The organism is Streptomyces endophyticus (assembly GCF_035798155.1).
GTDB classification, from domain to species: Bacteria; Actinomycetota; Actinomycetes; order Streptomycetales; family Streptomycetaceae; genus Streptomyces; species Streptomyces endophyticus.
In genome coordinates this window covers 156,213-181,007 of the sequence record NZ_JAOZYC010000136.1, presented here as the reverse complement: position 1 = coordinate 181,007, position 24,795 = coordinate 156,213, and the positions used below count along the sequence as shown (strand labels likewise).

Sequence of the window (24,795 nt, the reverse complement as noted above, 5' to 3'; positions counted from 1 at the left end):
TCCGTGTGCGCCAAGGGACATGGCCGTACCCGTGAGCCGCGCGTCCGGGCGGCCCCGTACCTAGGATCCGAGCCTCCGCCCGCCGAACGCCCCCGCCCCGTCCGTCCGTTGCCACCAGGCGTCCAGGCCCGCCTGGTCGAGGGCCCGCCAGTCCGGGGTCTCCTGGACCAGGCCCCGGCCGAGCCGGCGGCCCAGGTCGACCATGACCCGGCCGGTGGGCGCGCGGTCGGCGTCGTACGCGGACAGGGCCTCGGGCCAGGTGGCGGCCGAGGTCAGCGCCGAGTGCAGGGCGGTGGCGTCCTGCAACGCCTTGACCGCGCCCGCGCCGGTGTGCGGACGGGCGACCGTGGCGGCGTCTCCCATCAGCAGTGCCCTGTCCACCGCGTAGCGAGGCGCCGTGAAGTCGTAGAGGGGTTGCAGGAACAGCTCGTCGTGGGTCGTCGCCCGCACCACGTCGCCCCAGTAGTCGGGCAGCAACTCGGCTGCTACGTAGGCGAGGTGGGCGCGGAGCCCGTCGCCCGCCGTGCCCGGGGGCACGGTCGTGGGTGTCCGCAGGCCCTGGTCGAGGCCGGGCGGTGGAGCCGTGTACAGGACCCAGTTGACCCGGTGACCGCCGGTGGCGCCGTCCGGGATGCGGTACGTGACCAGGTGTCCGCCCGGGAAGACGACGTACACGCACTCGTCCTCGGTCCACAGGCCGGGATCGCGCAGCCGCTCCGCCGGGTAGGCGCCGCGCCAGGCCAGATACCCGGCATACCCGGGCCGGACGTCGGGGTGCACGGCGGCGCGGACCGCCGACCGGTAGCCGTCCGCACCGACCACCACGTCGTAGCGGTCGGTGCGCCCGTCCGCGTGCACCGCGGCGCCCTCGGGCGTCACCTCGACCGCCTCGACGGCCGAGCCGTGCCGGAAGTCGGCCGCCGCGGGCACCCGACGGCGCAACTCCCGCCACAGCGGACCCCAGTTGTAGGTGCGGAACGGGAACGGCATCACCGCGAGCTCGCGCCCCAGCGGGCCGTTCGTCCCCGAGCCGTCGTCCCGCACGAACCAGCGACGGCGGGCGACCTGGTGCCACGGCATCGACGCGTCGACGAAACCGGCCGACTCCAGCTCCGCGTAACGGGCGTTGTGCATGGCGAGCCCGACGCCACGGTCGGCCAGCCGGTCCGCCGCGCGCTCGTACACGGTGACCTCGTCCGCACCGCCCCGCCGCAGCGCGAGCGCCGCCGCGCACCCCGCGATGCTTCCACCTACGACCGCGATCTTGCCGCCACGCATTCCATGCCCCCGTGGTCCGTCCTCTGCCTGCGTACGCCGCCGGTCCGGTGTGACGTACTGGCGTCATGATGTCAGCGCGGCGGGTGCGGGGGCTGGGACGCGCCGAGGCATGGGCCCCCGATCGGGGCTGCCGATGCCCCAACCGGCGTGACAGGTGGCGCCGTTGACACCCCGCGCCCCACGTGCTTGCATCGCGCCATGCCACCGCTGGAGCCCCTGACACGTCGCCGCACCGTGGACCTCGTCCGCGTCGCTGCCGCACTGTGTCGGTTTCCCGGCTGACCACTCGCCATCCCGGTTCAGCGCTCAACTGCCGTATACGCACGCCCTATTGGTTACGCAGACTCGGACGCTGGACGCCCCGCGCGCCTCCGCCCTCCCCGCTGATCACGAGGACCCGCCATGCCCGAATCCGCCGCGCCTTCGTTCCCCTCCGAGCCCCAGCCCGCACCCCGCCTCGACGAAACCGCCTACGACCGGCGCAGGCTGCGGCAGTGGCTGGCCGGGGACGCCCGCGCGGACGGGGTCAGCCGCAGGCAGCTGCTCACCCTGCTCGCCGCCACGGCCGCCGCCACCGCGCTCCCCGCGCCGCGAGCGGCCCACGCCGCGGACGCGCCCATCGTCAAGCCGCTGCCGCCCGAGTGGTTCATCCAACGCGGCACCAACGCCGAGACCCGCTGGGAGGCCCTGCGCGGTACCGGCCACCACACCCCCAACGAGCTGTTCTTCGTACGCAACCACACCGCCACCCCCGTCCTGGACGCACACGAGTGGCGGCTGCGGCTGTGGGGCAGCGGGCTGCGGGGCGCGCACGGCGAGGACAGGCCGGTGGAGTTCGGCTACGACGACCTGCGCGCCCTGCCCGCCGTCACCCGGACCGCGTTCGTCGAGTGCGCCGGGAACGGGCGCAGCTATTACACGTCCCAGCAGGGTGAGACGGTGACCGGCACCGCGTGGACGCTGGGCGCCGTCGGCGTCGCCCGATGGCGCGGGGTGCGCCTGGGTGACGTACTACGGAAGGCGGGGCTGACGTCGCACGCCGTCGACGTGCAGCCGCGCGGCCTTGACGCCGAGTACATCAGCGACGGGGAGAACCTCGGCCGGGTGCGCCGCCCGCTGCCGCTGGCCAAGGCGCTGGACGACGTCCTGCTCGCGTACGAGATGAACGGTGAGCCGCTGCCGTACGACCACGGTTATCCGGTGCGGGTGCTGGTGCCCTCGTGGGTGGGGATCGCGTCGATCAAGTGGGTCGGCGACATCGAGGTGTCCGCGCAGCCGCTGTTCTCACCGTGGAACACCACCTTCTACCGGCTGTTCGGCCCCGGCCACCCGCAGGAGGGCAGCGCGCCGCTGACCCGGCAGACGGTCAAGAGCGCCTTCGAGCTGGCGAGCGGCGCCCGGTTCCCCGTGGGGGAGGACCAGGTGCTGCACGGCCGGTCCTGGTCGGGCGCGGGCGCCGTCGCACGGGTCGACGTCAGTACCGACGGCGGGGCGAGCTGGCGACCGGCCCGGCTGCACGACCGGCCCCGCGCCGGCACGTGGACCCGCTGGTCCGTGCCCTGGAGGCCCGACACCTCCGGCGCCACCCATGTGCTGGCCCGTGCCACCGACACCGCGGGCCGCAGCCAGCCGGACGTCGCGGCGCCCAACACGCAGGGGTACTTCTTCGACGCGGTGGTGAGGCACCCGGTGACGGTGGTGTGACGGCGGCCAGGGGAGTGCCGACCGGTCCGTGCCGGGTTCAGCATGTGGAATCGGGTCCGTGCACTGTTGACCGGCCGGACTTCCCGCTGCTTTGATCGAAGACATGAAGCGACAGGACCTCACGCAGCGGCGCCACGTCGATCTCGCGCGTGTCTCCAGCTCCTGCTGTCGCTGTCGGGTCTGAGCGCACCCCAGCTGAACGCACACCAGCTGAACGCGCCCCAGCGGAGCACACCTCCGGCCGCTGTCCGTCCTGATCGCGGCCGGCCGCAGCCGCTCCCGCCCCTTCCCGGGAACGTCGCTCCCGTGCGCCCCAATGCGCGCACCAATGCGCGCCCCTGAACCTTTTTCCCTGATGCCGCACGTGCCCATTTCCGTGCGCACTTTCGCCAGGAGATCTCCATGTCCGTACCCCCGGGGACCGACCCCGTCCGCTTCGCCTACTGGGTCCCGAACGTGAGTGGCGGCCTCGTCACCAGCACCATCGAGCAGCGCACCGACTGGGGCTACGAGTACAACCGCGAACTGGCCGTGCTCGCCGAGAACAACGGCTTCGAGTACGCCCTCAGCCAGGTCCGCTACATGGCCAGTTACGGCGCCGAGTTCCAGCACGAGTCGACCAGCTTCAGCCTCGCCCTGCTGCTGGCCACCCAGCGGCTCAAGGTCATCGCCGCCGTTCACCCCGGCCTGTGGCACCCGGGCGTCCTCGCCAAACTCGGCGCCACCGCCGACCACTTGTCGAACGGCCGCTTCGCCGTCAACGTCGTGTCCGGTTGGTTCAAGGGCGAGTTCACCGCCCTGGGCGAACCCTGGCTGGAGCACGACGAGCGCTACCGCCGCGCGGAGGAGTTCATCCGCGCCCTGCGCGACATCTGGACCGAGGACCACGTTGAACTCGCCGGTGACTTCTACCGGGTGCGTGACTTCTCCCTCAAGCCCAAGCCGCTGAACACTCCCGAGCGACCGAACCCGGAGATCTTCCAGGGCGGCAACTCCACCGCCGCCCGCGCCATGGCGGGCCGTGTCTCCGACTGGTACTTCAGCAACGGTAAGGACTTCGACGGAGTCACCGAGCAGATCAACGACGTCCGCGCCTCCGCCGCTCAAGTCGGCCGCAGGCCACCGAAGTTCGGGCTCAACGGCTTCCTCATCGCCCGCGACACCGAGGCCGAGGCCCGCGAGACGCTCCGCGAGATCGTCGCCAACGCGGACACCGAGGCCGTCCACGGGTTCCGCGACGCCGTCCAGCAGGCCGGCCGCTCCAGCGCGGACGGCAAGGGCATGTGGCAGGACTCCAGCTTCGATGACCTCGTCCAGTACAACGACGGCTTCCGTACGGGACTGATCGGCACCCCCGAGCAGATCGCCGAGCGCATCGTCGCCTACAAGAGGCTCGGCGTCGACCTCCTCCTGCTCGGCTTCCTGCACTACAAGGAAGAGGTGGAGTATTTCGGCAAGCGCGTGTTGCCCCTCGTACGTGAGCTGGAGGCGCAGGCCGCCGACACGGACGCCGAGTCCGTCCCGGCCCGCGCCTGACCACCCGCCGTCCGCCCGTCCCTCGGCCCCGTCGCAGGCGTCCCGATCCCAGAAGGAAGGCCCCATGGCCACCGTCCTGTCCGTCTCCGGAAGTCCGTCCCCCACCTCCCGTACCGGCCGTCTCCTGCGTGAGCTGGACGCCCGGCTCACCGGCCAGGGGCACGAGGTGATCCCGCTCGATGTGCGCACGATCCCGGCCGAGGCCCTGCTCCACGCCGACTTCCGGCATCCCGCGATCGTCGAGGCCACCGCACTGTTCGAGCGGGCGGACGGAGTCGTGGTCGGCACGCCGGTGTACAAGGCCGCCTACTCCGGGCTGCTGAAGTCGCTCCTCGACCTGCTTCCGCAGTACGCGCTGGCCGGAAAGACGGTGCTCCCCCTGGCCACCGGCGGCTCCCACGCCCATGTGCTGGCGATCGACTACGCCCTGCGCCCGGTCCTCGCCTCCATGGGGCCGGCCCACATCACGCCCGGCTGGTTCACGCTCGACAAGGACATCACGGTGGGCGACGACGGCACGGTGACCGTCGCGCCCGGCTCGGCGGAGGCCCTGGCCCAGGTCACCGACCAGTTCTCCGCCGCGCTCGGTGGCCGCACGACGCTGCTGGCGGCCACCGGATGAGCGCCGCCGTGAGCGTGATCGCCGACGACGCCGCGGCCTTGGCCGTCGCCGCCGAACTCGCGGCGGACTTCCGTAAGGACGCCGCCGAGCGGGACACGTTGCGCAGGCTCCCGCGCGCGGAGCTGGAACGGCTGTCGGCCTCCGGGCTGCTCGGTGTGACGGTGCCCCGGGAGTTCGGCGGCGCGGACGTCCGCACCGAGACGCTCGCCGAGATCTTCCGGCTGCTTGCCGCCGCCGACGCCAGCCTGGCGCAGATCCCGCAGAGCCACTTCGTGTACATCAACGTGCTGCGCCGGCAGGGCACGCGGGAGCAGCAGGAGTTCTTCTTCGGCGAGGTGCTGCGCGGGAAGCGGTTCGGCAACGCCCAGTCCGAGGCGGGCACACTGCACGTGCAGGACATCCGCACCCGGCTCGCGCGACGGCCGGACGACACGTACGTCCTCGACGGCGTCAAGCACTACTCCACCGGCGCCCTGTTCGCCCACTGGATCCCCGTCCTCGCCCGCGCCGACGACGACACCCTGCACGTGGCGTACGTACCGCGGGACGCACCCGGTCTCACGGTGGTGGACGACTGGGACGGCATGGGGCAGCGCACCACCGCCAGCGGAACCGTCCGCCTGGAGTCGGTGTCCGTACCCGCCGACCGGGTCGTGCCGCACCATCTCACGTTCCAGGGACCCCAACTGCACGGCGCTGTCGCCCAGTTGCTGCACGCCGCCATCGACGCCGGGATCGCCTCCGGTGCGTTGGGGGAGGCGGTGGAATTCGTCCGCACCAAGAGCCGCCCCTGGTTCGAGAGCGTCGAGGAGGGACACGCGACCGCCGCCGAGGATCCGCTGCTGATCCAGCGATTCGGCGAACTGGCCATCCGGGTGCGGGCCGCCGACGCGCTGCTCGCCGCCGCTGCCCGGTCCGTGGACGCCGCCCGCGCCGACCTGACCGACGACACGGCGGCCGAGGCCTCGATCGCGGTGGCCGCGGCCAAGGTGACGGCGGCCGAGACCGCCGTGGATACCGCCGACGCCCTCTTCGAGGTCTCCGGCACCCGCTCGGCCCTCAACTCCCTCAATCTGCACCGACATTGGCGCGACGCCCGCACCCACACGCTGCACGATCCGGCCCGCTGGAAGGTCCAGCACATCGGCCGCTACGTACTGGCCGGCACCCGTCCGCCCCGGCACGGCCTGCTGTAACGGGCGACCCCGGCCGCGTTCCCCGACGAATTTCACGCGGCCGCAATGATCCATCCCTCAACTTCCTGCTACACATGGAGAGATGACCCCCGCAACGCTGTACCGCAGGTTGTACGTGGACCTGGCGCTCGTCGCCGCCTCCGCGTGTCGACGCTCCTGACGTCGCCCCGCACCAGAAGTGTGAGGCGGCTCTCCGCGCGTCATTCCCGTACGGCAGCACTGAGAGGGGACAGCCATGACCACCACCGTCACGAGCCATGAAATCCGGCGGGCAGGACCGCGGTTCGGCGCCGAGGTGACCGGCGTCGACCTGACCGCCGGAGTCGACGAGGAGACCGCCGAAGCGCTGCGGCGGGCGTTCCGGGAGCACAAGGTACTGGTCTTCCGCGGCCAGCACCTCACCCCGGAGCAGCACGTCGAAGCGGTACGCCTCTTCGCCGAGCCCTTCGACCACCCCACCGCGGTGCGGCACACCGACCATCCGCTGGTCTACCCGTACGACGTGCGGCACACCGGTAAGGCCAGCACCTGGCACATCGGCGGACTGTGGCGGCAGCCGGTCTTCGCGATCGAGTCACTGACCTATGAGTCCGTGCCCGCGCTCGGCGGCCACACCCTGTGGGCCGACCTCCAGGCGGCGTACGACGACCTGTCCGAACCGTTCAAGGCACTGCTCGAATCGGTCGCCGCGGTCTACGACGCCGACGCGGGGAACTACGCGCAGGGCAGCAAGCGCGAGCGGGTCGAGGACACCGTCGAGCACCCGGTCGTCCTGACCCACCCGGAGACGGGCCGCAAGGGCTTGTTCATCAGCACCTCCGCGCTGCGCCTGACCGGCGTCACCGCGCAGGAGGGGAAGGTGCTGCTCGACCACCTGCTCCGGCACGCCTCGTCGCCCGACTACACCATCCGCTTCGGCTGGAACCCCGGTGACTTCGTGCTCTGGGACAACCGGGCCACCTGGCACTACGCCGTGGACGACTACGGAGACGGCTCCCGCGTCTACCGCAAGGTCATCGGGGCGGAGCCGGTGCGGCAGCCCGCCGCCGAGCGGGTCGCCTCGTGAAGTTCCTCGCCATCACCCTGATCACCCACCGCCCTGACCCGGTCACCGGCATCCAGAAGTCGACCCACCACCGGTTCCGCGAGGTGCTCGACCACGCGGTGCTCGCCGAGGAGTTGGGGTTCGACGGGTTCGGTGTGGGGGAGCGGCACGAGCGGCCGTTCATCTCCTCCTCGCCGACCGTCGTGCTCAGCCACATCGCCGCGCTGACCAGACGCATCCGCCTCTTCACCGCGGTGACCACGCTCAGCCTCCTGGACCCCGTGCGCGCCTACGAGGACTACGCCACGCTCGACCACCTCTCCGACGGCCGCCTCGACCTCATCATCGGCAAGGGCAACGGGACCGCCCAGCGCGAGCTGTTCCAGGTCACGCCCGAGGACCAGTGGGACCGCAACGCCGAGAGCTACGAGGTGTTCCGCAAGCTCTGGAGGCAGGACAAGGTCACCGCGGCGACCCGCTTCCGCCCGCCGCTGACGGACGCCGAGGTGTGGCCGCGGCCCTACCAGCAACCCGTCCGGGTCTGGCACGGCAGCGCCACCAGCAAGGAGTCGGTGGACCTCGCCGCCCGCTACGGCGACCCGCTGTTCTCGGCGAACGTCACCAACCCGATCGAGCCGTACGCCGAGCTGATCCGCCACTACCGCGACCGCTGGGAGCACTACGGCCACGACCCGGCGAAGATCGCCGTCGGCGCCGGTACGGCCGGGCTGTTCGTGGCCCGCACCTCCCAGGAGGCACTCAAGATCTACCGGCCGATCTTCGAGTCGACGCTGGCGTTCCAGCGGCAGTTCGGCCTCCCGGTGGTCTTCGAGACCGTGGAGGACTTCGTCGAGCGCAGCTCCGCCCTGATCGGCAGCCCGCAACAGGTCATCGAGAAGGTGCACCGCTACCACGAGCAGTTCGGGCACTCGGTGCTGCACCTGCACGCGGACGGCAGCGGACTGACGGACACTCAGCACCGCTCCTCCCTCACCCTGTTCCAGTCCGAGGTCGCCTCGGTGCTGCGTCACGAACTCCCCGACCCCCCGTTCGCCTGGGAGCCCGTGCTCCCGGTGCCACCGGTCGTCGAGGAGCCCGAGGAGGCCGTGGAGTCCGTGCGCGTCTGACCCCGGTCGGTTCCCGCTAGGGCGCTCCCACGCCCGTACGCGAGAGGTCCGTGAGCGGCACCGCCGTCGGACGGGTGGCGCGGCTGGAGACCGTGACGGAGGCGCCGCTCGCCGCTGAGCCGAGCAGCGACTCCATGACATCAAGGACGTGGTACGCCAGCGTGCCCGACGCACGTGGCTCGTGCGTCGGGGGCGTGGCGGCCAGGTCGGCGATCCCGTAGCCGCGGCCGGAGTCGAGGTAACCGGCGGAGACCGGGAGGGTCTCCCATGCGTCGGCGCCGAGGCGGAAGAGACGGGTGTCGCCGTCGAAGTGGTTCGGGTCGGGAACGGACAGGGACCCCCGCGGCCCGTGGACCTCGATGTTCGAGGAGTGTGTCGCGACCGCGTCGAAGCTCACCACGAGCGTCGACAGCGCACCGGACTCGTGGACGAGGACCCCCGTGACATGGGTGTCGACCTCGACGGGAACCCGCTCGCCCGCCCGCGGGCCGCTGCCGATCTCCCGCTCGGAGCGGGGGTGGCTCGCGGCCCCGATCACCGAGGTGACCGGTCCGAGGAGGGTGATCAGGGCCGTGATGTAGTACGGGCCCATGTCGAGGAGCGGGCCGCCGCCCGGCGCGTAGTAGAAGTCCGGGTCGGGGTGCCAGCGTTCGTGGCCCGGTGTCACCATCGTCGCCGTCGCGGCGACGGGTCGGCCGATGAGGTCGTCGTCGATGGCCTTGCGCGCGGTCTGGATGCCGGTGCCGAGCACCGTGTCAGGGGCCCCTGCGACGCGCACGCCTGCCTGTCGTGCGGCCTCCAGCACCTGGCGGGCCGCGTCCGTGGTGGCCGCGAGGGGCTTCTCGCCGTACACGTGCTTGCCGGCCGCGATCGCCTTGAGGGCTATCTCGGCGTGCGCGGCGGGGATGGTCAGGTTGAGGACGAGGTCCACGTACTCCGCGGCGAGCAACTCGTCGACGCTGACCGCGCGTACGTCCCCGTCCCACTCCTTCGCGACGGCGCGCGCCCTGTCCGCGTCCAGGTCGGCCACGGCGACCAGCTCGACGTCCGCCAGCCTGCGCAGACTGGCCAGGTACTGGCCCACGATCGTCCCGCAGCCGACGATGCCGACGTTCAACGGCTTGCCCACAGCAGGCCCCTTTCGACGATGGTGCGCACGCTCGGGTGCTCGAGGTCCTCGACGTGGTGGCCCGGTGTGCACACGAAGATGCGGCCCTTGCCCCAGCTCCGCGTCCAGATCGCAGGCGAGGTGACCTCCCGGTGCCAGGGGTCCCAGGCGCGGATCTTCTGCGTGGTGGTGGCGAGCACGTCGATGTAGTCGTCCGCGAGGACCCAGTACTGCTCGGTGACGAGGTCGAAGTCCTCGATGCCCTCCGTGATGGGGTGTGCGGCCGCGGCCGGGAGCATGTTCACCGTGTACGGGACGTAGTTGTCCGCCTGCTCGCCCTTGCGCTCATCGGGGTGCTTGCCGGGGTGGCAGGCGAACTGGCCGCCGATGAGGTGCAGATAGTCCGCGGTGTTCCGGTAGGAGTCGGCGATCCCGCCGTGCCATCCGGCGAGCCCGGTCCCGTTCTCGACGGCCGCGCGCAGCCCCGCGAACTCCTCCCGCTCGATCGTGGACATCGTCATGCACTGCATCACCAGGTCCACCCCGGCCATGTACGCGGCGTCCGCGTAGACCTTGGGCGAGTCCTCGACGCGTACCTCGTAGCCGTTCTCCTTGAGGTGCGGGATGAACAGGTCGGTGGCTTGGACGGGTTGGTGCCCGTCCCAGCCGCCGCGTACGACGAGTGCCTTCTTGGCGGTGGTCACAGATCTCCTTGCTGTCCGAGGGGTACGTGTGTCACTTGCCGAAACCGGCCGTGAGGCCGCTGACGAGCTGCTTGCGTGCGATGACGTACACGACGAGCAGCGGCAGCGTCGCGAGGACGACGGAGGCGAGGACGGCGGGAACGTTGATGGTGAACTCGCCCTGGAAGGTCCACAGGGAGAGCGGGAGCACCCGGATCTCCGGGCTCTGGGTGAGGATCAGCGGGAACAGGAAGCCGTTCCAGACGGTGAGCGCGTCGTAGATGCCCACGGTGACGACGGCCGGGCGCACGAGGGGGAGCGCGAGGCGCCACATCATGGCCCATTCGGTGCAGCCGTCCAGGCGCATCGATTCGAAGAGTTCGCGGGGCACGTCGCGTAGGAACGTGGACAGGATGAGGACGGAGATGGGGATCGCGAAGGCGATGGACGGCAGGATCAGCGCGGCGAGGGTGTCGTACAGATGCGCCTTGGTGATCATCCAGTAGATCGGGATGATCGTCGCGTGCAGCGGGATCGCGAGGCCGAGCAGGAACAGGCGGTGGGTCAGGGTGAGGAACCGGGTCCGGCCGCGGACGATCGCGTAGGCCGCCATGAAGGCGACCACGAGGGTCGACAGAACGCTTCCCGCCGTGACGATCAGGCTGTTGGTGACGTAGCGGAAGAAGTCGCTCTCCAGGACGAGCGCGTAGTTGGAGAGGGTGGGCGAGCCCGGTGGGAGCAGCGGGTTGGAGGCGAAGTACGCGCCCTGCTTCTTCAGGCTGGTGATCACCACGTAGTAGACGGGAATGATGGTCACCGCGAGCCAGATCCAACCTCCGAGACCCGCAAGGAAGTTGGGGCGTGTGCGCTTGCGCGGAACGGCTTGCGCGGCCTGCCGTGAGGGCGCCGTCGTCGCCGGGGCCCGTGTCGTGGTGGCCATCAGACACCCTCCAGTTGGCTGGCCGAACGGTCCCTGCCGCCCAGGCGCTGGAGCAGCAGGGCCACCGCGAGTCCGACGGCGACGAGAATGACGCCCAGCGCGCTGGCCGCGCCCATGTCACTGGCCTGGAACCCGGTCAGGTACATGTGCAGCGGCAGGAGGCGGGTGGCCTCGCCGGGGCCGCCGCCGGTCAGCACGAAGATGAGGTCGAAGTACGCGAGGGAGCCCACGGCCATGAGCGTCGAGGACGTGATGATCGTGTACTTGAGCTGCGGCAGCGTGATGTTGAGGAACTGCCGCACGCGCCCGGCGCCGTCGATCTGGGCCGCCTCGTAGAGGGAGGCGGGGATCTGGCGCACGCCGCCCTGGTAGATGAGGGTGTGGAAGGGGATGAACTGCCAGGCGATGACGGCGACGACGACGAACAGGGCGAGGTCGGCGTCGCCGAGCCAGTTCCGGGCGAGCGCCGGGATGCCGACTCCCGCGCTGAACCCGAAACTTGGGTCCAGGAGGGCCTTGAACGCGATCGCGATGGCGGCGGAGGACAGCAGGAGCGGCAGGAAGTACAGGACGGCGAGCAGCGCCCGGTACCTCTGGCGGCCCGCGGTGAACACCCCGAGCAGCAGGCTGACGGGTGTCTGCACGAGGTATGAGAACACCATGACCTTGGCCGTCACCCACAGCGCGTTGGTGGTCGCCGGATCGGCGACGACGCGCCGCCAACTGCCCAGGCCGTCGAAGGTGATGGGGCCGAGGCCGTCCCAGCGGGTGAAGCTGAGGAACACGACGATGCCGAGCGGGACGAGCGCGAACGCCAGGAACATCACGAGGGCCGGGGCCGCCAGCCAGCCCGAGGGTCCTGGCTCGTGTGTGCGCCGCAGGGGAGTGCTGGTGTCGGCCATGGCTACTCCTCGATCGTCGCGTTCATGCGGGCCGTGAACTGGTGGGGGTCGATCTTCTTGAGGAAGATCTGGTCGAGGTTGACGAGGAGCGCGTCGGCCTGGGCCGGGCTGAGGGCCTGGTCCCAGGAGAGGGTGAAGTTCCTTGTGCGCTGCGTGAGTTCGTAGACGAACGTCAGGAAATCCTTGTCCTGCGACGCCTCCAGTCGCTTCTTGATGCCCTTGACGACGGGCACCGCGCCGGAGTCGATGAGTTCCTGGGTGTGGGCTTCGGAGAACATGCCGTTCTTGAGATAGCCCAGCGCGGCCTTGCGTTGGGAGGCGGTGGCCTTGGAGGAGAGCGACCAGTAGTTGGACGGGTTGCCGACGAGGTTCGCCGGGCTGCCCTTCCCTCCCTCGACCGTGGGGAAGGTGGTCCAGCCGATGGTGCGGTTCTCGATCGCCTCCGGGAGGGCCGACTTCATGTTCTGGTACAGCCAGCCGCCCTGGACGACCATGGCGGCCTTGCCCGTGTGGACGAGGGCCAGGTCGGCGCCGTTGTCCGCCGCGCTGGACGTGAAGCTGTCGGCGAAGCCGCCCGCGTCGACGAGCTGCTGGATCTTGGTGAGTGCCTCGGTGACGGCGGGGTGGGACCACGCGCCCGGCTTGTTCGCGACGATGTCCGCGAAGACCCGCGGTCCGCCGATCCGGTCGACGAGGTACTCCAGCCACATCAGGTCGGGCCACTTCGACTGCCCGCCGAGCGCGAACGGCGCGATTCCCATCTTCTTGAACTTCGGTACAAGCGCCATCAGTTGGGACCAGGTCCGCGGCGGCTCGGCCCCGGCCCTGGCGAAGACGTCCCGGTTGAAGTAGAGCAGGATGGGCTGGGCGCGGCCGTTCGGGATCGCGTACGTCTTCCCGCCCACGACGCCGTTGTCCAGCACCGAGGGCAGATAGCGGTCCCGGACCTCCGGGTTGCGGGCGAGGTACGGCGAGAGGTCGGCGGCCTGGCCGGCGTCGACGTACGACTTGAGGACACCGCCTCCCCACCCGTAGATGAAGGTCGGCCCCTTGCCGGCGCCGACGGCGGTGCGGACCTTGGTCTTGTAGGCGTCGTTCGCGAAGAAGTCGAGGCTGATGTCCTCGTCGGGGTGTGCCTTGTTCCAGGTGTCGACGGAATGCTTGAGCACGTCCTGGTCACCGCCGTTGAGCCCCCACATCGTGGCGGATCCGGTGCCCGCGCCGGGTCCTGCGGAGCCGCAGGCGGTGAGGGTGAGAGCGAGGGCGGTGGCGCTGAGCACCGAGGCGGCGGTTCGGGTGGTGCGTAGTCTGCGGAGCCTGCCGAGTCTGCGAGAGTCCATGTGTTTCCGTTCCTCAACGCTGAGAGACGGGACCGAAATATTTCGAAGATTGTTCGAGACCCCGGAACCGTAGAAGTGGCGACGGAGACGGTCAAGAGGCCGCGCAGCACAAAGATTTGGCACCCAGGGTTGACGCCAACGACACCGGGTCCCAAGCTTCGGTCACCGAAAATATTTCGAAACTCAGGAGGCCCTGTGCCGCTCCCGCCCTCCTCGGCCAAGCCGACCCTGGCCGCGATCGCGCGCGGCACCGGAGTCTCCACGGCCACGGTGTCCAAGGTCGTCAACGGGCGGGCGGACGTGGCCGACGAGACCCGCGCGAAGGTGCTGGCCGCATTGGAGGAGGCCGGATACCGCTCGCCGTCCCAGCGCCGCACCCCGACAGGACCCGACGTCGTGGAGGTCGCCTTCGACGCGATCGACAGTGCCTACCCGTCGGCCCTCCTCAACGGCATCCTCGACCACGCGGCGACCACCGGCGTCGAGGTCGTCGTCAGTACCACCGGACGTCAGCGCACCACCGAACTCGGCCTCGGACGCAAGGCGCAGCGCATCATCAACGAAGGCCGCGCCGGAGTCATCGTCGTGACCTCGGCCTACGGCGAGTCCGGCCTCGCCGCCTTCCTCCGCCGCCACATCCCCGTCGTCGTCATCGACTCCTACAACCCGCCGCCCGCCGACGTCGTCAGCGTCGGAGCCGCCAACTGGGCGGGCGGCAAAGCCGCGACCGAACACCTCCTGGACCTCGGCCACCGCCGCATCGCCTATCTCGGCGGCCCCGAGTCGATCGAGTGCAACCAGGCCCGCCTGCACGGCCACCTGTCCGCGCTCACCTCACGCGGCATCGAGGCCGACCCCGGCCTCGTCCGACACGGTCGCTTCCGCGCCGAGTACGGCATCGAGGGGCTGACGGCGCTGCTGTCCCGTCCGCACCCCCCGACCGCGATCTTCGCGGGCAACGACGCGATCGCCGTCGGCGTCCTGCGCGAGGCCCGCAGGCGCGGCATCCGGGTACCGGAGGACCTCAGCCTCGTCGGCTTCGACGGCACGGCCCTCGCCAGTGACTCCGTCCCGGCCCTGACCTCCGTCGCACAGCCCTTGCAGGAGATGGGCCGCGCGGCGTTGCGTGCGGTGCTGCGCCAGGCGCGGGGCGAGCAGCCGGACACGCATCGGGTGGAGTTGGCGACGCGGTTGGTGGTGCGGGAGTCGACGGCGGTGCTGGGGTGAGGGGGTGCCGCGGTCGCCAAGAGTTCCGGTGGTCCGCACGGCTCCGGGGCCGGTCGGGGCAGCCCATACGATGCAGCCATGCCCCCACGCTCCGCCACCACTTCGTTGAACCGTTCCGTCCGTGACCAGAACGCGGGGGCGCTGCTGCGGCTGCTGCTCCGCGAGCCGATGGGGCGCAAGGAGCTGGCCCGCCGCACAGGGATCAGCCTGACCACCATCACCCGGCTGACGGCTGCTCTGCTGGCGGCCGGGGTGCTGGAGGAACTGTCGGCGCGAGTCGTCGTCGGCCGCGGCAAGGGGCGCCCGGAGATCCCGTTGGGCATCGCGGCCGGCGGGCGCCTGGCCGTGGGCGTACAGATCCGGGGGAGCCGCGTCACCGCAGCCGCCTACGGGCTGTCCGGCATCCGGCTCGCCGCGGTCGAGGCCCCGCACGACGGCGGTGCACCGGAACGGGTGGTGGCCACCGCGATCGAACTGACTCGGCGCCTCATCGACGACGTCGGTCCCGCGCGCGTGGCCGGTGTGGGGGTCAGCACCGGAGGTGTGGTCGACTTCGAGTCCGGGACGCTGCTCTCCAGCCCCCAACTCGGCTGGAGGAACGTGCCGCTGAGGGGGCCGATGGCGAGGGCCGTCGGTCGGCCCGTGGTGGTCGACACCTCGGTGCGGTCGTTGGCCGTCAGCCGCTTGTGGACCGACCCGGCGGCACCGGACTCCATGCTGGTGGTGTTCGTGGCGGGCATCGTGGCCTCCGCCCTGGTGCTCGAACGGCGTCTGCAACGCGGTGCCCACGCCACCGCGGGCGCCCTCGCTCACACCCCCGTCGCGGGCGGCCCCCGGCGGCCGTGCCCCTGCGGCTCCGTCGACTGTCTCGGGCTGCTGGCCACCGATCGGGCGGTGCAACGTACCGCCATCGCGGAGGGGTGGCTGTCCACCGGGTCGTCCTGGGACGACATCTACGCGGGGGGCAGCCCATCGGCCCGGAACGGGCTGGCCGGGCTGCGCCGCGAGCGCGCCGGGATCCTGGGCCGTTCGGTGGGACGGCTCGCCGAGTTCCTCGACCCGTACGAGACGGTCGTCGCCGGCCGGATCGGTACGGACGAGGAGGTCCGGCTGTGCCTCGACGCCATCGGCGCGGAACGCGGCGCACGGCACTGGCCGGTGACCGACGAGGACTGGGATCGCGGGGCGGCGTCCCTGCTCGTCGACGACTACCTGACGTGCCCGACGCGGTACGAGCCCACTCTCAGCATTTAATCGAACCCTTGACACTAATTACCGACCGGGACACGATGCAGCCCTCTCCGCCGTCCATCAGGGAGAAGTCGTGCAACGCCGTCCGAACGTCCTGCTCATCCACTGCCACGACCTGGGTAGGCACCTGTCCTGTTACGGGGCGAAGACGGTCAACTCGCCACGTCTGGACAGGCTTTCCGCGCTCGGAGTGACCGCCGAGCGGATGTTCGCCTCCGCCCCGCAGTGCAGCCCCTCCCGGGCCAGTCTCTTCACGGGGCGCTGGCCGCACAGCAACGGCGTCATGGGCCTGACCCATGCGGACTTCGCCTGGGACCTCCACGAGGGCGAGCGACACCTGGCCACCCGCCTGCGGGACGTCGGCTACCGCACCGAACTCATCGGCGTGCACCACGAGTCCAGGGTCAAGGAGGACCACCTCATAGCCGAGGACCTGGGCTTCGACAGTGTCCGCACCGGCGGCGCGGCCCCCGAGGTCGCCGAGCGCACCAACGCCGCGCTCGACCGGCTGGCCGACAGCGAAGGGCCGTTCTACCTCCAGGTCGGCTTTCACGAGCCGCACCGCATCCCGGGCCGGCAGGACCCGCCCGGCATTCAGGGCTTCATCGGGGACCACATGGACCCGGACGACAGCCTCGGCGTCGACGTCCCTCCCTACCTGCGCCCCGATGCCTCCGCCCGGGAGGAGATCGCCGAACTGCAGGGCGCCATCCGATACATGGACGCCGGTGTGGGCCAGATCCTCGACCGCCTCGACGCCCTCGACCTCACCGACGACACCCTCACCATCTTCACCACCGACCACGGCCTGGCCCTGCCCCGCGCCAAGTGCTCCCTGTACGACCCGGGCCTGGAAGTGGCGTTCATCGCCCACTGGCCGGGCGGCGGCTGGACCGGCGGGCGCCGCCTCACCGATCTCCTCGGCAACGTCGACGTAGTGCCCACCCTGCTGGAGGCCCTAGGGATCGAGGTCGACGGCGCGCCGCAGTCGCACATCCAGGGCCGCAGCTTCCTGGGCCTGCTGGACGGCGAGGCGGGCGCCGGGGGACGCACCGAGATCTTCGGCGAGATGACCTACCACGACTACTACGACCCGCGACGCTGCGTGCGCACCGACCGGTACAAGCTGATCGCCAACTTCAGCTCCGCGCCCGGCTTCATGGACCCCAGCCAGTCCTGGCAGCACCGCTGCACCGCTGTGGACGAGGGGATCGGCCACGAGGACTACCACCCGGCCGTCGAACTGTACGACCTGCACGCCGACCCGGTGGAGCTGGACAACCTCGCCGACCGGCCCGAACTGGCCGCTGTACGCGCACAGTTGCTGGCCAGGCTGACCGCCTGGATGCAGGAGGGCGGGGATCCGCTGCTGCACGGCGCCGTCGCGGGACCGCTGCACCATCGCACCCTCGACGCATTGCGCGCCGCCCACGCCGTGGCCGGCGCGTGATCGCCCTGGCCGCAGGCACCGCGGACATCCTGCGCCTGCACCTCAACGTGGTCGACTACTTGCTGGTGGGCTTCTACTTCACCCTCGTCCTCGGTGTGGGGTTCGCCGCCAAGCGCTCCGTCAGCTCCAGCCTGGACTTCTTGCTGTCCGGCCGCTCGATGCCCGCGTGGATCACCGGCCTGGCCTTCATCTCGGCCAACATGGGCGCCATCGGAATCATCGGGCAGAGCGCCAACGGCCTGCAGTACGGCATCGCCCCGGTCCACTACTACTGGATCGGCGCGGTCCCGGCCATGGTCTTCCTCGGCCTGGTGATGATGCCGTTCTACTACGGCTCCGGGGTGCGCAGCATCGCCGAGTTCCTGCACAAACGCTTCAACCGGACCACCCAGCGCGTCCAGGCCGTGGTCTTCACGGTGGCCTCCGTCCTCATCGCCGGCATCAACCTGTTCTCGCTGGGACTGCTCCTGGAGGCGCTGCTCGGCTGGCCGTTGGAGGTCGGCATCCCGGTGTCCGCGGTCGTCGTCCTCGTCTACACCGCGGTCGGCGGGCTGTCCGCCGCGATCTACAACGAGGTCCTGCAGTTCTTCACCATCCTGGCGCTGCTGATCCCGGTGACCGTCGCCGGCCTCGCCCGCGTCGGCGGCTGGAACGGGCTGATGGACAAGGTCGCCCACGGCCCCGGCGGCGCAGGCGAGCTGTCCTCCTGGCCGGGCACGTCGCTGACCGGCATCTCCGACCCGCTGCTATCGGTGTTCGGCATCGTCTTCGGCCTGGGGTTCGTGCTGTCCTTCGGCTCCTGGACGACGAACTTCGCCGAAGTACAGCGCGCCATGTCGGCCAAGTCCATGTCGGCAGCCCGGCGGACGCCGCTGATCGGTGCCTTCCCCAAGGCGATGCTGCCCTTGGTCATCGTCGTCCCCGGCATGATCGCCGGTGTCCTCGTGCCGCAGCTGGCCAAGCTGAAGGCCGGCGGCGACGCGGGCGGCGTCACGTACAACAACGCGCTGTCGTTGCTGATGAAGGAGGTGCTGCCCAACGGCATGCTGGGCGTGGCCGTCGCCGGCCTGTTGGCGGCCTTCATGGCAGGCATGGCCTCCAATGTCAGCTCCTTCAACACCGTCTTCACCTACGACGTGTGGCAGGACTGGATCCGTCCGGGCCGCGACGACCGTCACTATCTGAAGGTCGGACGGATCGTCACCGTGGCCGGCTGTGCGGTCGCCATCGGCACCGCATTCCTCGCCGCGGGTGCCTCCAACCTGATGGACTACATCCAGATGCTGGGGTCGATCTTCAACGCCCCACTGTTCGCCACTTTCATCCTCGGCCTGTTCTGGAAACGTATGACAGGTACGGCCGCATGGACCGGCAACCTGAGCGGTGCCGCGGCGGCCGTCGTCGTCGACCAGCTTGTCCGCCACGGTGCGGTGGTCGTCTCTCCGCAGGCGGGCAGCTTCATCGGCGCGTCGGTCGCCTTCGTGGTGGTCGTCCTTGTCAGCGGGGTCGTCTCACTGGTGTCCCGCCCCAAGAGCGACGACGAACTGGTGGGTCTGGTCTGGAGCCTGACCCCGCGTCACATACGGCGCGGGAAGAGCGTCCTGGGTGACGACGCCTGGTACCGCTCGCCCGCTCTCCTCGGCGTCTCCGTTCTGGCCCTGGTCGTCGTCCTCTACACCCTCGTCGGCTGAACGCCGAGACAGGAGATCCGGTCGATGTCCCGCACCACCACCGTCGACGAGCCGACGACGAACGCCGACGGCAGCACCGCATCGCAGCGCCGCAGTGCCCTGTTCGACATCCGTGCCCTGATCGCCCTGCTGTTCGGCGTGTACGGAGTCGTCGTACTGCTCGTCGGCATCTTCGCCACCAGCCACGCGGAAATCGCCAAGTCCGGCGGCATCAACCTCAACGTATGGTGCGGCGCCGGCATGCTGCTGCTCTCCGGATTCTTCGCGGCATGGATCCGGCTCCGCCCGCCATCCGCCGGATGACCGACCCCAGACGACTCCCCAGACGACGCCCAGGAGGCGCCGGCACACCTGCTGCCGCAGGTATTGCCACTTCCCAGTTACGAATCTAACGTCAGATTCAGCTTTGTCGAACCGGCGTCTCGTCAAGGGGAGTTCACAGATGTGTGACCTGGGGGCGTCGAGACGGGCCATGCTCGGGTCGGCCGTCGTGCTGGGGGCCGGGCTGACCGCGCCCGTGGTCGGGGGCGCGACGGCGCGGGCCGCCACGCGGAGCGAGGGCAAGGGCAAGGGGGCCGGGGACGCCGAGGGTACCCGGTTGATTCTGCTCGGGACCGCCGGAGGCCCCGTGCCGGTTGCCGAGCGGTTCGGGATGTCCACTGTTCTCGTGGTCGGGGACCGGAACTACCTGTTCGACGCCGGGCGGGGGTCGGTGAGTCAGTACGTGCGGGCCGGCCTGACGCTCAAGTCGCTTCGCGGAATCTTCGTCACCCACCACCACGCCGACCACACCGCGGACCTCTTCCAGTATCTGCTGCTCGGGCTGATCAGCCCGGACGGGGACCAGCTCGTGCCATCCGTGCCGGTGTACGGGCCCGGGCGGGCGGGGGAGTTGCCGCCGCAGTGGGGGAAGCCGCGTCCCGCGCCGCTGGTGAACCCGGCGAACCCCACGCCCGGACTGAAGGACCTCTTCGCCGACGCGCTCAACGGGTGGGCGTACCAGTTCAATGAGCTGGGACGGGAGGCCACGATGCCCGCGCACCCGGACCGGATCATGGCGCTGCACGAGATCGACGTCGCCCACACAGGCGCCGACCCGCTGAAGACCCGGGCGCCCCGTATGCGGCCCTTCACCGTGTTCGAGGACGACCGGATCCGCGTGAGTGCCACCCTCGTGCCGCACGGGCTCGTGTTCCCCGCCTTCGGGTACCGCGTCGAGACCCCGGACGGTGTCATCGCGTTCTCGGGAGACACCGCGTACGACGAAAACGTCGTCGAACTGGCCCACGACGCCGACGTGTTGGTGCACGAGGCCGTGAGCGTCGACTACTACGCGGATCGGGATCCGGCCGACGGGTTCATCGAGCACCTCAAGACCGCGCACACCGACGTCGTGAACACCGGCGACGTCGCCCGCCGCGCCGGAGCCCGCAAGCTCGTGCTCAGCCACCTCGGGCCCGCACGCCCCGGCATGGTGCCCGATCGTGTCTGGCACGAGGGGGCCACTCGCCGCTACGCCGGGCCGGTGGTGGTCGGCAACGATCTGGACGTGGTGCGGCTGGGCCGGGCCAGGGGAGCGGCCGGGTGACGCGGACGCGGACGGAGGCGGGGGCGACGGTGGAACAGCCGGCGGGGCCCAAGGGTGGCCAGGGTGCGCGGGCCACCGTGCGGGGGCGGGCGACACTCGCGGCGATCGAGGCCGCGGCCCGTCGCGTCGTCGCGCGCAAGGGGTTCCTCACCATGACCGTCGCCGACATCACCCAGGAGGCCGGGAGGTCGCCCGCCTCGTTCTACAACTACTTCGACTCCAAGGAAGCCCTCCTGGAGTACTGGGCGCGGGACTTCGTCGAGGAGGTCAAGACCCGCGTGCGGCCCGCCTACCGGCACGGCGTCCCGGCGCAGGACCGCGTCCTGGAGTCCGCCCGCGGGCACTGGGACACCTACCGGGGTCGTCTGGCCGAAATGGTGGGAGTCTCCCAACTCGCCATGGTGAACGAGGACTTCGCACAGTACTGGGAGGACCTGTGCGAGGGGGCCGTCGTCGGGATCGCGGAGATGGTGACGCGGGCGCAGCGCGAGGGGTACTGCCCGGGCGCGGACCCGCGCCTCACCGCCTGCGCGCTGGTGGCGATGCTCAACCAGTTCTGCTACGACCGGCTGGCCAACGGCCGTGCCGAGCAAGGCGTGGACGACGACGCGTGCGTACGGACCCTCGCACAGGTCTGGTACCACGCGATCTACTGGAAGTAGGTGTCAGGTGCGGATGACGAATGGCACCCCGGTGGACGTCCCACCGGGCGCCCCACCGGACACCCTGCTGGACGCGTTGGTGCGGCTCGGTCTCGTCGGCGACGGCGACGGCGAAGCGGTCACCGGTCGGCCGCTGACCGGAGGGGTCTCCTGCGAGGTGTGGCGCATCGACCTTCCGGGCGGACGGGGCGCCGTCTGCGTAAAGCACCCGCTGGAACAGCTGCGGGTCGCAGGAGAGTGGCGGGTCTCCACGGAGCGGACGCACTGGGAGGCCCGCTGGCTGCGGCTCGCGGCCGACGTGCTGCCGGACGGTGCGGCCTGCCCGGTGCGCGGCTTCGACGAAACCGGGCCCGTGCTGGTGCTCGGCTGGCTGGATCCCGAGCAACACCCGCTCTGGAAAAGCCAGTTGATGGAAGGGCGTGTCGATGCGGGCACCGCGGCCGAGGTCGGCCGTCGGCTCGTCGCCGTGCATGGCGCCTCCGCCGCCCCGGCGTACGACCTCGGCGCGTGGGAGAAGGCCCGGCCGCTGTTCACGGCGCTGCGCGTGGACCCCTACCTGCGGGCGACGGCCCGTCACCACCCCGACCTGGCAGGCAGGTTGGAGGAACTCGCGGTCGGCCTGGAGCAGGCCGCGTACACCGTCGTGCACGGCGACGTCAGCCCGAAGAACATCGTGGTGGGTCCCGGCGGGCCGATCCTGCTCGACGCGGAGTGTGCCGCGCCCGGAGACCCCGCGTTCGACCTCGCGTTCTGCCTCAACCACCTGCTGCTGAAGGCCGTACGGCACCCGGAACACCGCGCTGGCCTCGCCCGCGCGGCGACCGCGCTGCGCACCGGATACCTGCACGGCGTCACCTGGGAGGACCCGGCGGACCTCGACCGCCGCGCCGCCGCCCTGCAGCCCGCCCTCGCGCTCGCCCGGGTGGACGGACTCTCCCCGGTCGAGTACCTCACCGAGGACCACGGACGCCCGCAGGTGCGCCGCGCGGCCGTGCCGCTCCTGCGCCTCCCGCCCGCCGACACCACCGAACTCGTCGACCGCTGGCTCAAGTCCACCGAACCCGAGGAGCACCCCGCGTGATCCACCCCTCCCCGCTGACCAGCATCTCCGCCGTGACGGGGCACCCCCGATGGGACTCGCGCGGCCGGCCCACCGTCGAAGTCGTCGTACGGACCGGCGACGGCTCGGTGGGCCGCGCCCTCGCGCCGGCCGGCGCCTCCACCGGCTCCGGAGAGGCCGTCGACCTGCGCGACGGCGGGCCCGCGCACGGCGGATACGGCGTGGACCGGGCCGTCGACCGGGTCAACGGCCCGATCGCCGCCGCCCTCAAGGGACTTGACGCCGCCGACCAGGCGGGCGCCGACGCCGCGCTCGAAGCGGCCGACGGCACCGCGGGCTTCGCCCACCTCGGCGGCAACGCGACCGTCGCCACCTCGCTCGCCGTCGCCCAGGCCGCGGCGGCCGCGTCAGGACTGCCGTTGTGGCGCGCCCTGAACCCGGCGGCCCGCCGCCTCCCACTCCCCGAGGTCCAGATCTTCGGCGGCGGCGCCCACGCGCACGGCCGCCTCGACGTGCAGGACCTCATGGTCGTCCCGTACGGCGCAGGATCCTTCGCCGAGGCCTACGCGTGGTGCAACGACGTCTACCGCGCCGCCGGGGAACTCCTCGACCGGCGGGGCGCCCGCGCCGGAGTCGCCGACGAGGGCGGCTGGTGGCCGGCCTTCGATTCCAACGAGGCGGCACTGTCGGCCCTCACCGAGGCCATCGAGGCCGCGGGCCGCGCCCCGGGCGACGAGATCGGCATCTCCCTCGACATCGCGGCCACCCAACTCGCCGACGGTGCGGGCGGATACCTGCTGCGCCGAGAGGAACGCCGCTTCGACCGCGACGGCTGGTGCGAGCTGCTGCTCGGCTGGCTGGACCGGTACCCCGTCGTCTCCATCGAGGACCCCTTCGCGGAGGACGACCCCGTGGGCATGGCCGCGCTCACCACCGCGGTGGCGGGCCGCGTCCAGGTCATCGGCGACGACTTCCTGGTCACCGACGCCGCCCGCGTGCACTCCGCGGCCGACACGGGCGCCTGCACGGCCGTCCTGGTCAAACCCAACCAGGCCGGCACCCTCACCCGGGCCCGCGCCGCCCTCGACGCGGCCCACGCACGCGGACTGACCGCCATCGTGTCGGCCCGCTCGGGCGAGACCGAGGACGTCGCCGTCGCACACCTCGCCGTAGGCTGGGGCAGCGGCGGCGTCAAGGTCGGCTCCGTGACCCGGGGCGAACGCACCGCCAAGTGGAACGAACTGCTGCGTATCGAGGAGGAGTTGGGCGTGGACGCACGTTTCGCGGGCCGGTCCGGACTCGGCCTGGACGGAGGCCCGGCGTGAGTGCGACGAGTGCGACGAGTGCGACCGAGGGTACGGCAGACACTCCGCTCCGGATCCTCGCCCACCTCGACCCACCGCCCGCCCTGCGCGCCCGGCTCGACCGCCACCTCGACGGGCTCGACGTGCGCTGGTGCGCCGAGGACGACGAGGCACGGCTCGCCGCGCTCCTGCCCGACACCGAGGTGCTGTGGCACGTCCTGCGCCCCGTCACCGCCGCCGACCTGGAGCGCGCGCCCCGGCTGCGGCTGATCCAGAAGCTCGGCTCCGGCGTCAACACGATCGACCTGGATCAGGCCCGCAAGCGGAGCGTCGCCGTGGCCAACATGCCGGGCGCCAACGCGCAGGCGGTCACCGAGGCCACCCTCGCGCTGATGCTCGCCGCGATGCGCCGCGTGATCCCGCTCGACGCGGACACCCGGGCGGGCCGCGGCTGGCCGCTGGAGACCGCGCAGGCCGAGCACCTGGGCGAACTCGGCGGCCGTACCGTCGGGTTGATCGGTTTCGGGCAGGTCGCCCGGCGCCTCGCCCCGGTACTCACCGCGCTCGGCGCACGGGTCCTGCGGCACGATCGCTCCGGAGGCGCCGCCGTGGAGGGGGACCCGGGGGACACACCCTGGCGTCCGCTGGAGACCCTGCTCGCCGAGTCCGACGTCGTCTCCCTCCACCTGCCGCTCACGGAACACACCGAAGGGCTGCTGGACGCCCGCCGCATCGGACTGATGAAACCGGGCGCCCTCCTCGTCAACACGGCCCGCGGCGGCCTCGTCGACGAGTCGGCGCTCACGGCCGCCCTGCGCGACGGGCGGCTCGGAGCGGCCGGGCTCGACGTGTTCGCCCAGGAACCGGTCGCCCCCGACAACCCCCTGCTCGCCCTGCCCAACGTGGTCGTGGCACCGCATCTCGCGTGGCTCACCGCCGAGACACTGGAGCGCTGCGTGGCCATCGCGGCGGACAACGCGCGACGGCTGGCCTCGGGTGCGGAGGTCGCGCACCGGGTGGAGTGAGAGGTCGCGCACCGGGTGGAGTGACCGGTACTCACCGTGGCCGAAGCGCTCGGCCG

The 24,795-nt window shown here is 71.2% G+C and carries 23 protein-coding genes; 17 read left to right on the top strand and 6 right to left on the bottom strand.

From position 1 onward, the window contains the following. Positions 1 to 60: 60 nt before the first annotated feature. Positions 61 to 1,278, bottom strand: a complete 1,218-nt coding sequence (locus OKJ99_RS24940; protein ID WP_326019657.1) for an FAD-dependent monooxygenase — start codon at positions 1,276 to 1,278, stop codon at positions 61 to 63. 402 nt (positions 1,279 to 1,680) lie between these two features. Here OKJ99_RS24940 and OKJ99_RS24935 point away from each other — a divergent pair, with 402 nt between their 5' ends. The 7 genes from OKJ99_RS24935 to OKJ99_RS24910 all read left to right on the top strand — a co-directional run bounded on the left by OKJ99_RS24935 (position 1,681) and on the right by OKJ99_RS24910 (position 8,508). After that, positions 1,681 to 2,982, top strand: coding sequence for a sulfite oxidase (locus tag OKJ99_RS24935; protein WP_326019655.1), 1,302 nt, complete (start codon positions 1,681 to 1,683; stop codon positions 2,980 to 2,982). A 103-nt stretch (positions 2,983 to 3,085) separates the two neighbouring features. Then, positions 3,086 to 3,166 (top strand): putative leader peptide, encoded by an 81-nt coding sequence (locus OKJ99_RS43790; RefSeq protein WP_407700759.1) that lies wholly within the window; start codon positions 3,086 to 3,088, stop codon positions 3,164 to 3,166. Positions 3,167 to 3,384: 218 nt separating this feature from the next. Then, positions 3,385 to 4,518: a dimethylsulfone monooxygenase SfnG gene (gene sfnG, locus OKJ99_RS24930; RefSeq protein WP_326019653.1), complete on the top strand. Its 1,134-nt coding sequence runs from the start codon at positions 3,385 to 3,387 to the stop codon at positions 4,516 to 4,518. Positions 4,519 to 4,582: 64 nt separating this feature from the next. Beyond that, positions 4,583 to 5,140: an NADPH-dependent FMN reductase gene (gene ssuE, locus OKJ99_RS24925; RefSeq protein ID WP_326019652.1), complete on the top strand. Its 558-nt coding sequence runs from the start codon at positions 4,583 to 4,585 to the stop codon at positions 5,138 to 5,140. Continuing rightward, positions 5,137 to 6,336, top strand: coding sequence for an SfnB family sulfur acquisition oxidoreductase (locus OKJ99_RS24920; protein ID WP_326019651.1), 1,200 nt, complete (start codon positions 5,137 to 5,139; stop codon positions 6,334 to 6,336). Before ssuE ends, OKJ99_RS24920 begins: the two co-directional genes overlap by 4 nt. 235 nt (positions 6,337 to 6,571) lie before the next feature. Further along, positions 6,572 to 7,402, top strand: coding sequence for a TauD/TfdA dioxygenase family protein (locus tag OKJ99_RS24915; protein ID WP_326019650.1), 831 nt, complete (start codon positions 6,572 to 6,574; stop codon positions 7,400 to 7,402). Beyond that, positions 7,399 to 8,508: an LLM class flavin-dependent oxidoreductase gene (locus tag OKJ99_RS24910; RefSeq protein ID WP_326019649.1), complete on the top strand. Its 1,110-nt coding sequence runs from the start codon at positions 7,399 to 7,401 to the stop codon at positions 8,506 to 8,508. The genes OKJ99_RS24915 and OKJ99_RS24910 overlap by 4 nt, the downstream gene beginning before the upstream one ends. A 16-nt stretch (positions 8,509 to 8,524) precedes the next feature. On the opposite strand, the gene OKJ99_RS24905 is transcribed toward OKJ99_RS24910, so the two are convergent. From OKJ99_RS24905 to OKJ99_RS24885, 5 genes are read right to left on the bottom strand one after another with little or no spacing between them, the layout of a single operon-like run. Then, a complete protein-coding gene (locus tag OKJ99_RS24905; RefSeq protein ID WP_326019647.1) occupies positions 8,525 to 9,637 on the bottom strand; it encodes a Gfo/Idh/MocA family protein in 1,113 nt (370 codons plus the stop codon). After that, positions 9,622 to 10,320 carry a ThuA domain-containing protein gene (locus OKJ99_RS24900; protein ID WP_326019645.1) on the bottom strand — a complete coding sequence of 233 codons (699 nt, stop codon included), beginning with the start codon at positions 10,318 to 10,320 and terminating at the stop codon, positions 9,622 to 9,624. The genes OKJ99_RS24905 and OKJ99_RS24900 overlap by 16 nt, the downstream gene beginning before the upstream one ends. 31 nt (positions 10,321 to 10,351) lie before the next feature. Further along, positions 10,352 to 11,239 carry a carbohydrate ABC transporter permease gene (locus OKJ99_RS24895; RefSeq protein ID WP_326019644.1) on the bottom strand — a complete coding sequence of 296 codons (888 nt, stop codon included), beginning with the start codon at positions 11,237 to 11,239 and terminating at the stop codon, positions 10,352 to 10,354. Then, positions 11,239 to 12,141, bottom strand: coding sequence for a carbohydrate ABC transporter permease (locus tag OKJ99_RS24890; RefSeq protein ID WP_326019642.1), 903 nt, complete (start codon positions 12,139 to 12,141; stop codon positions 11,239 to 11,241). Before OKJ99_RS24890 ends, OKJ99_RS24895 begins: the two co-directional genes overlap by 1 nt. A 2-nt stretch (positions 12,142 to 12,143) precedes the next feature. Next, positions 12,144 to 13,481: an extracellular solute-binding protein gene (locus OKJ99_RS24885; protein WP_326019640.1), complete on the bottom strand. Its 1,338-nt coding sequence runs from the start codon at positions 13,479 to 13,481 to the stop codon at positions 12,144 to 12,146. Positions 13,482 to 13,676: 195 nt separating this feature from the next. Here OKJ99_RS24885 and OKJ99_RS24880 point away from each other — a divergent pair, with 195 nt between their 5' ends. The 10 genes from OKJ99_RS24880 to OKJ99_RS24835 all read left to right on the top strand — a co-directional run bounded on the left by OKJ99_RS24880 (position 13,677) and on the right by OKJ99_RS24835 (position 24,739). Continuing rightward, positions 13,677 to 14,708: a LacI family DNA-binding transcriptional regulator gene (locus tag OKJ99_RS24880; protein WP_326019638.1), complete on the top strand. Its 1,032-nt coding sequence runs from the start codon at positions 13,677 to 13,679 to the stop codon at positions 14,706 to 14,708. A 78-nt stretch (positions 14,709 to 14,786) separates the two neighbouring features. Next, positions 14,787 to 15,962 carry an ROK family protein gene (locus tag OKJ99_RS24875; protein ID WP_326019637.1) on the top strand — a complete coding sequence of 392 codons (1,176 nt, stop codon included), beginning with the start codon at positions 14,787 to 14,789 and terminating at the stop codon, positions 15,960 to 15,962. 70 nt (positions 15,963 to 16,032) lie between these two features. After that, complete coding sequence (locus OKJ99_RS24870; RefSeq protein ID WP_326019635.1) at positions 16,033 to 17,409, top strand: sulfatase family protein; 1,377 nt, start codon at positions 16,033 to 16,035, stop codon at positions 17,407 to 17,409. Beyond that, a complete protein-coding gene (locus OKJ99_RS24865; RefSeq protein WP_326019634.1) occupies positions 17,406 to 19,100 on the top strand; it encodes a sodium:solute symporter family protein in 1,695 nt (564 codons plus the stop codon). Before OKJ99_RS24870 ends, OKJ99_RS24865 begins: the two co-directional genes overlap by 4 nt. Positions 19,101 to 19,124: 24 nt before the next feature. Further along, the gene (locus tag OKJ99_RS24860; RefSeq protein ID WP_326019632.1) at positions 19,125 to 19,403 is read left to right on the top strand and encodes a hypothetical protein; all 279 of its coding nucleotides are present in this window, start codon (positions 19,125 to 19,127) and stop codon (positions 19,401 to 19,403) included. Positions 19,404 to 19,542: 139 nt separating this feature from the next. After that, positions 19,543 to 20,688, top strand: coding sequence for an MBL fold metallo-hydrolase (locus tag OKJ99_RS24855; protein ID WP_326019631.1), 1,146 nt, complete (start codon positions 19,543 to 19,545; stop codon positions 20,686 to 20,688). Next, complete coding sequence (locus OKJ99_RS24850) at positions 20,685 to 21,350, top strand: TetR/AcrR family transcriptional regulator (RefSeq protein ID WP_326019630.1); 666 nt, start codon at positions 20,685 to 20,687, stop codon at positions 21,348 to 21,350. Before OKJ99_RS24855 ends, OKJ99_RS24850 begins: the two co-directional genes overlap by 4 nt. A 13-nt stretch (positions 21,351 to 21,363) precedes the next feature. Next, entirely contained in the window at positions 21,364 to 22,431 is a 1,068-nt protein-coding gene (locus tag OKJ99_RS24845) for a phosphotransferase family protein (protein ID WP_326019629.1), read from the top strand. After that, entirely contained in the window at positions 22,428 to 23,735 is a 1,308-nt protein-coding gene (gene eno, locus OKJ99_RS24840) for a phosphopyruvate hydratase (RefSeq protein ID WP_326019627.1), read from the top strand. The genes OKJ99_RS24845 and eno overlap by 4 nt, the downstream gene beginning before the upstream one ends. Then, positions 23,732 to 24,739: a 2-hydroxyacid dehydrogenase gene (locus tag OKJ99_RS24835; RefSeq protein ID WP_326019625.1), complete on the top strand. Its 1,008-nt coding sequence runs from the start codon at positions 23,732 to 23,734 to the stop codon at positions 24,737 to 24,739. Before eno ends, OKJ99_RS24835 begins: the two co-directional genes overlap by 4 nt. Positions 24,740 to 24,795: the final 56 nt, after the last annotated feature.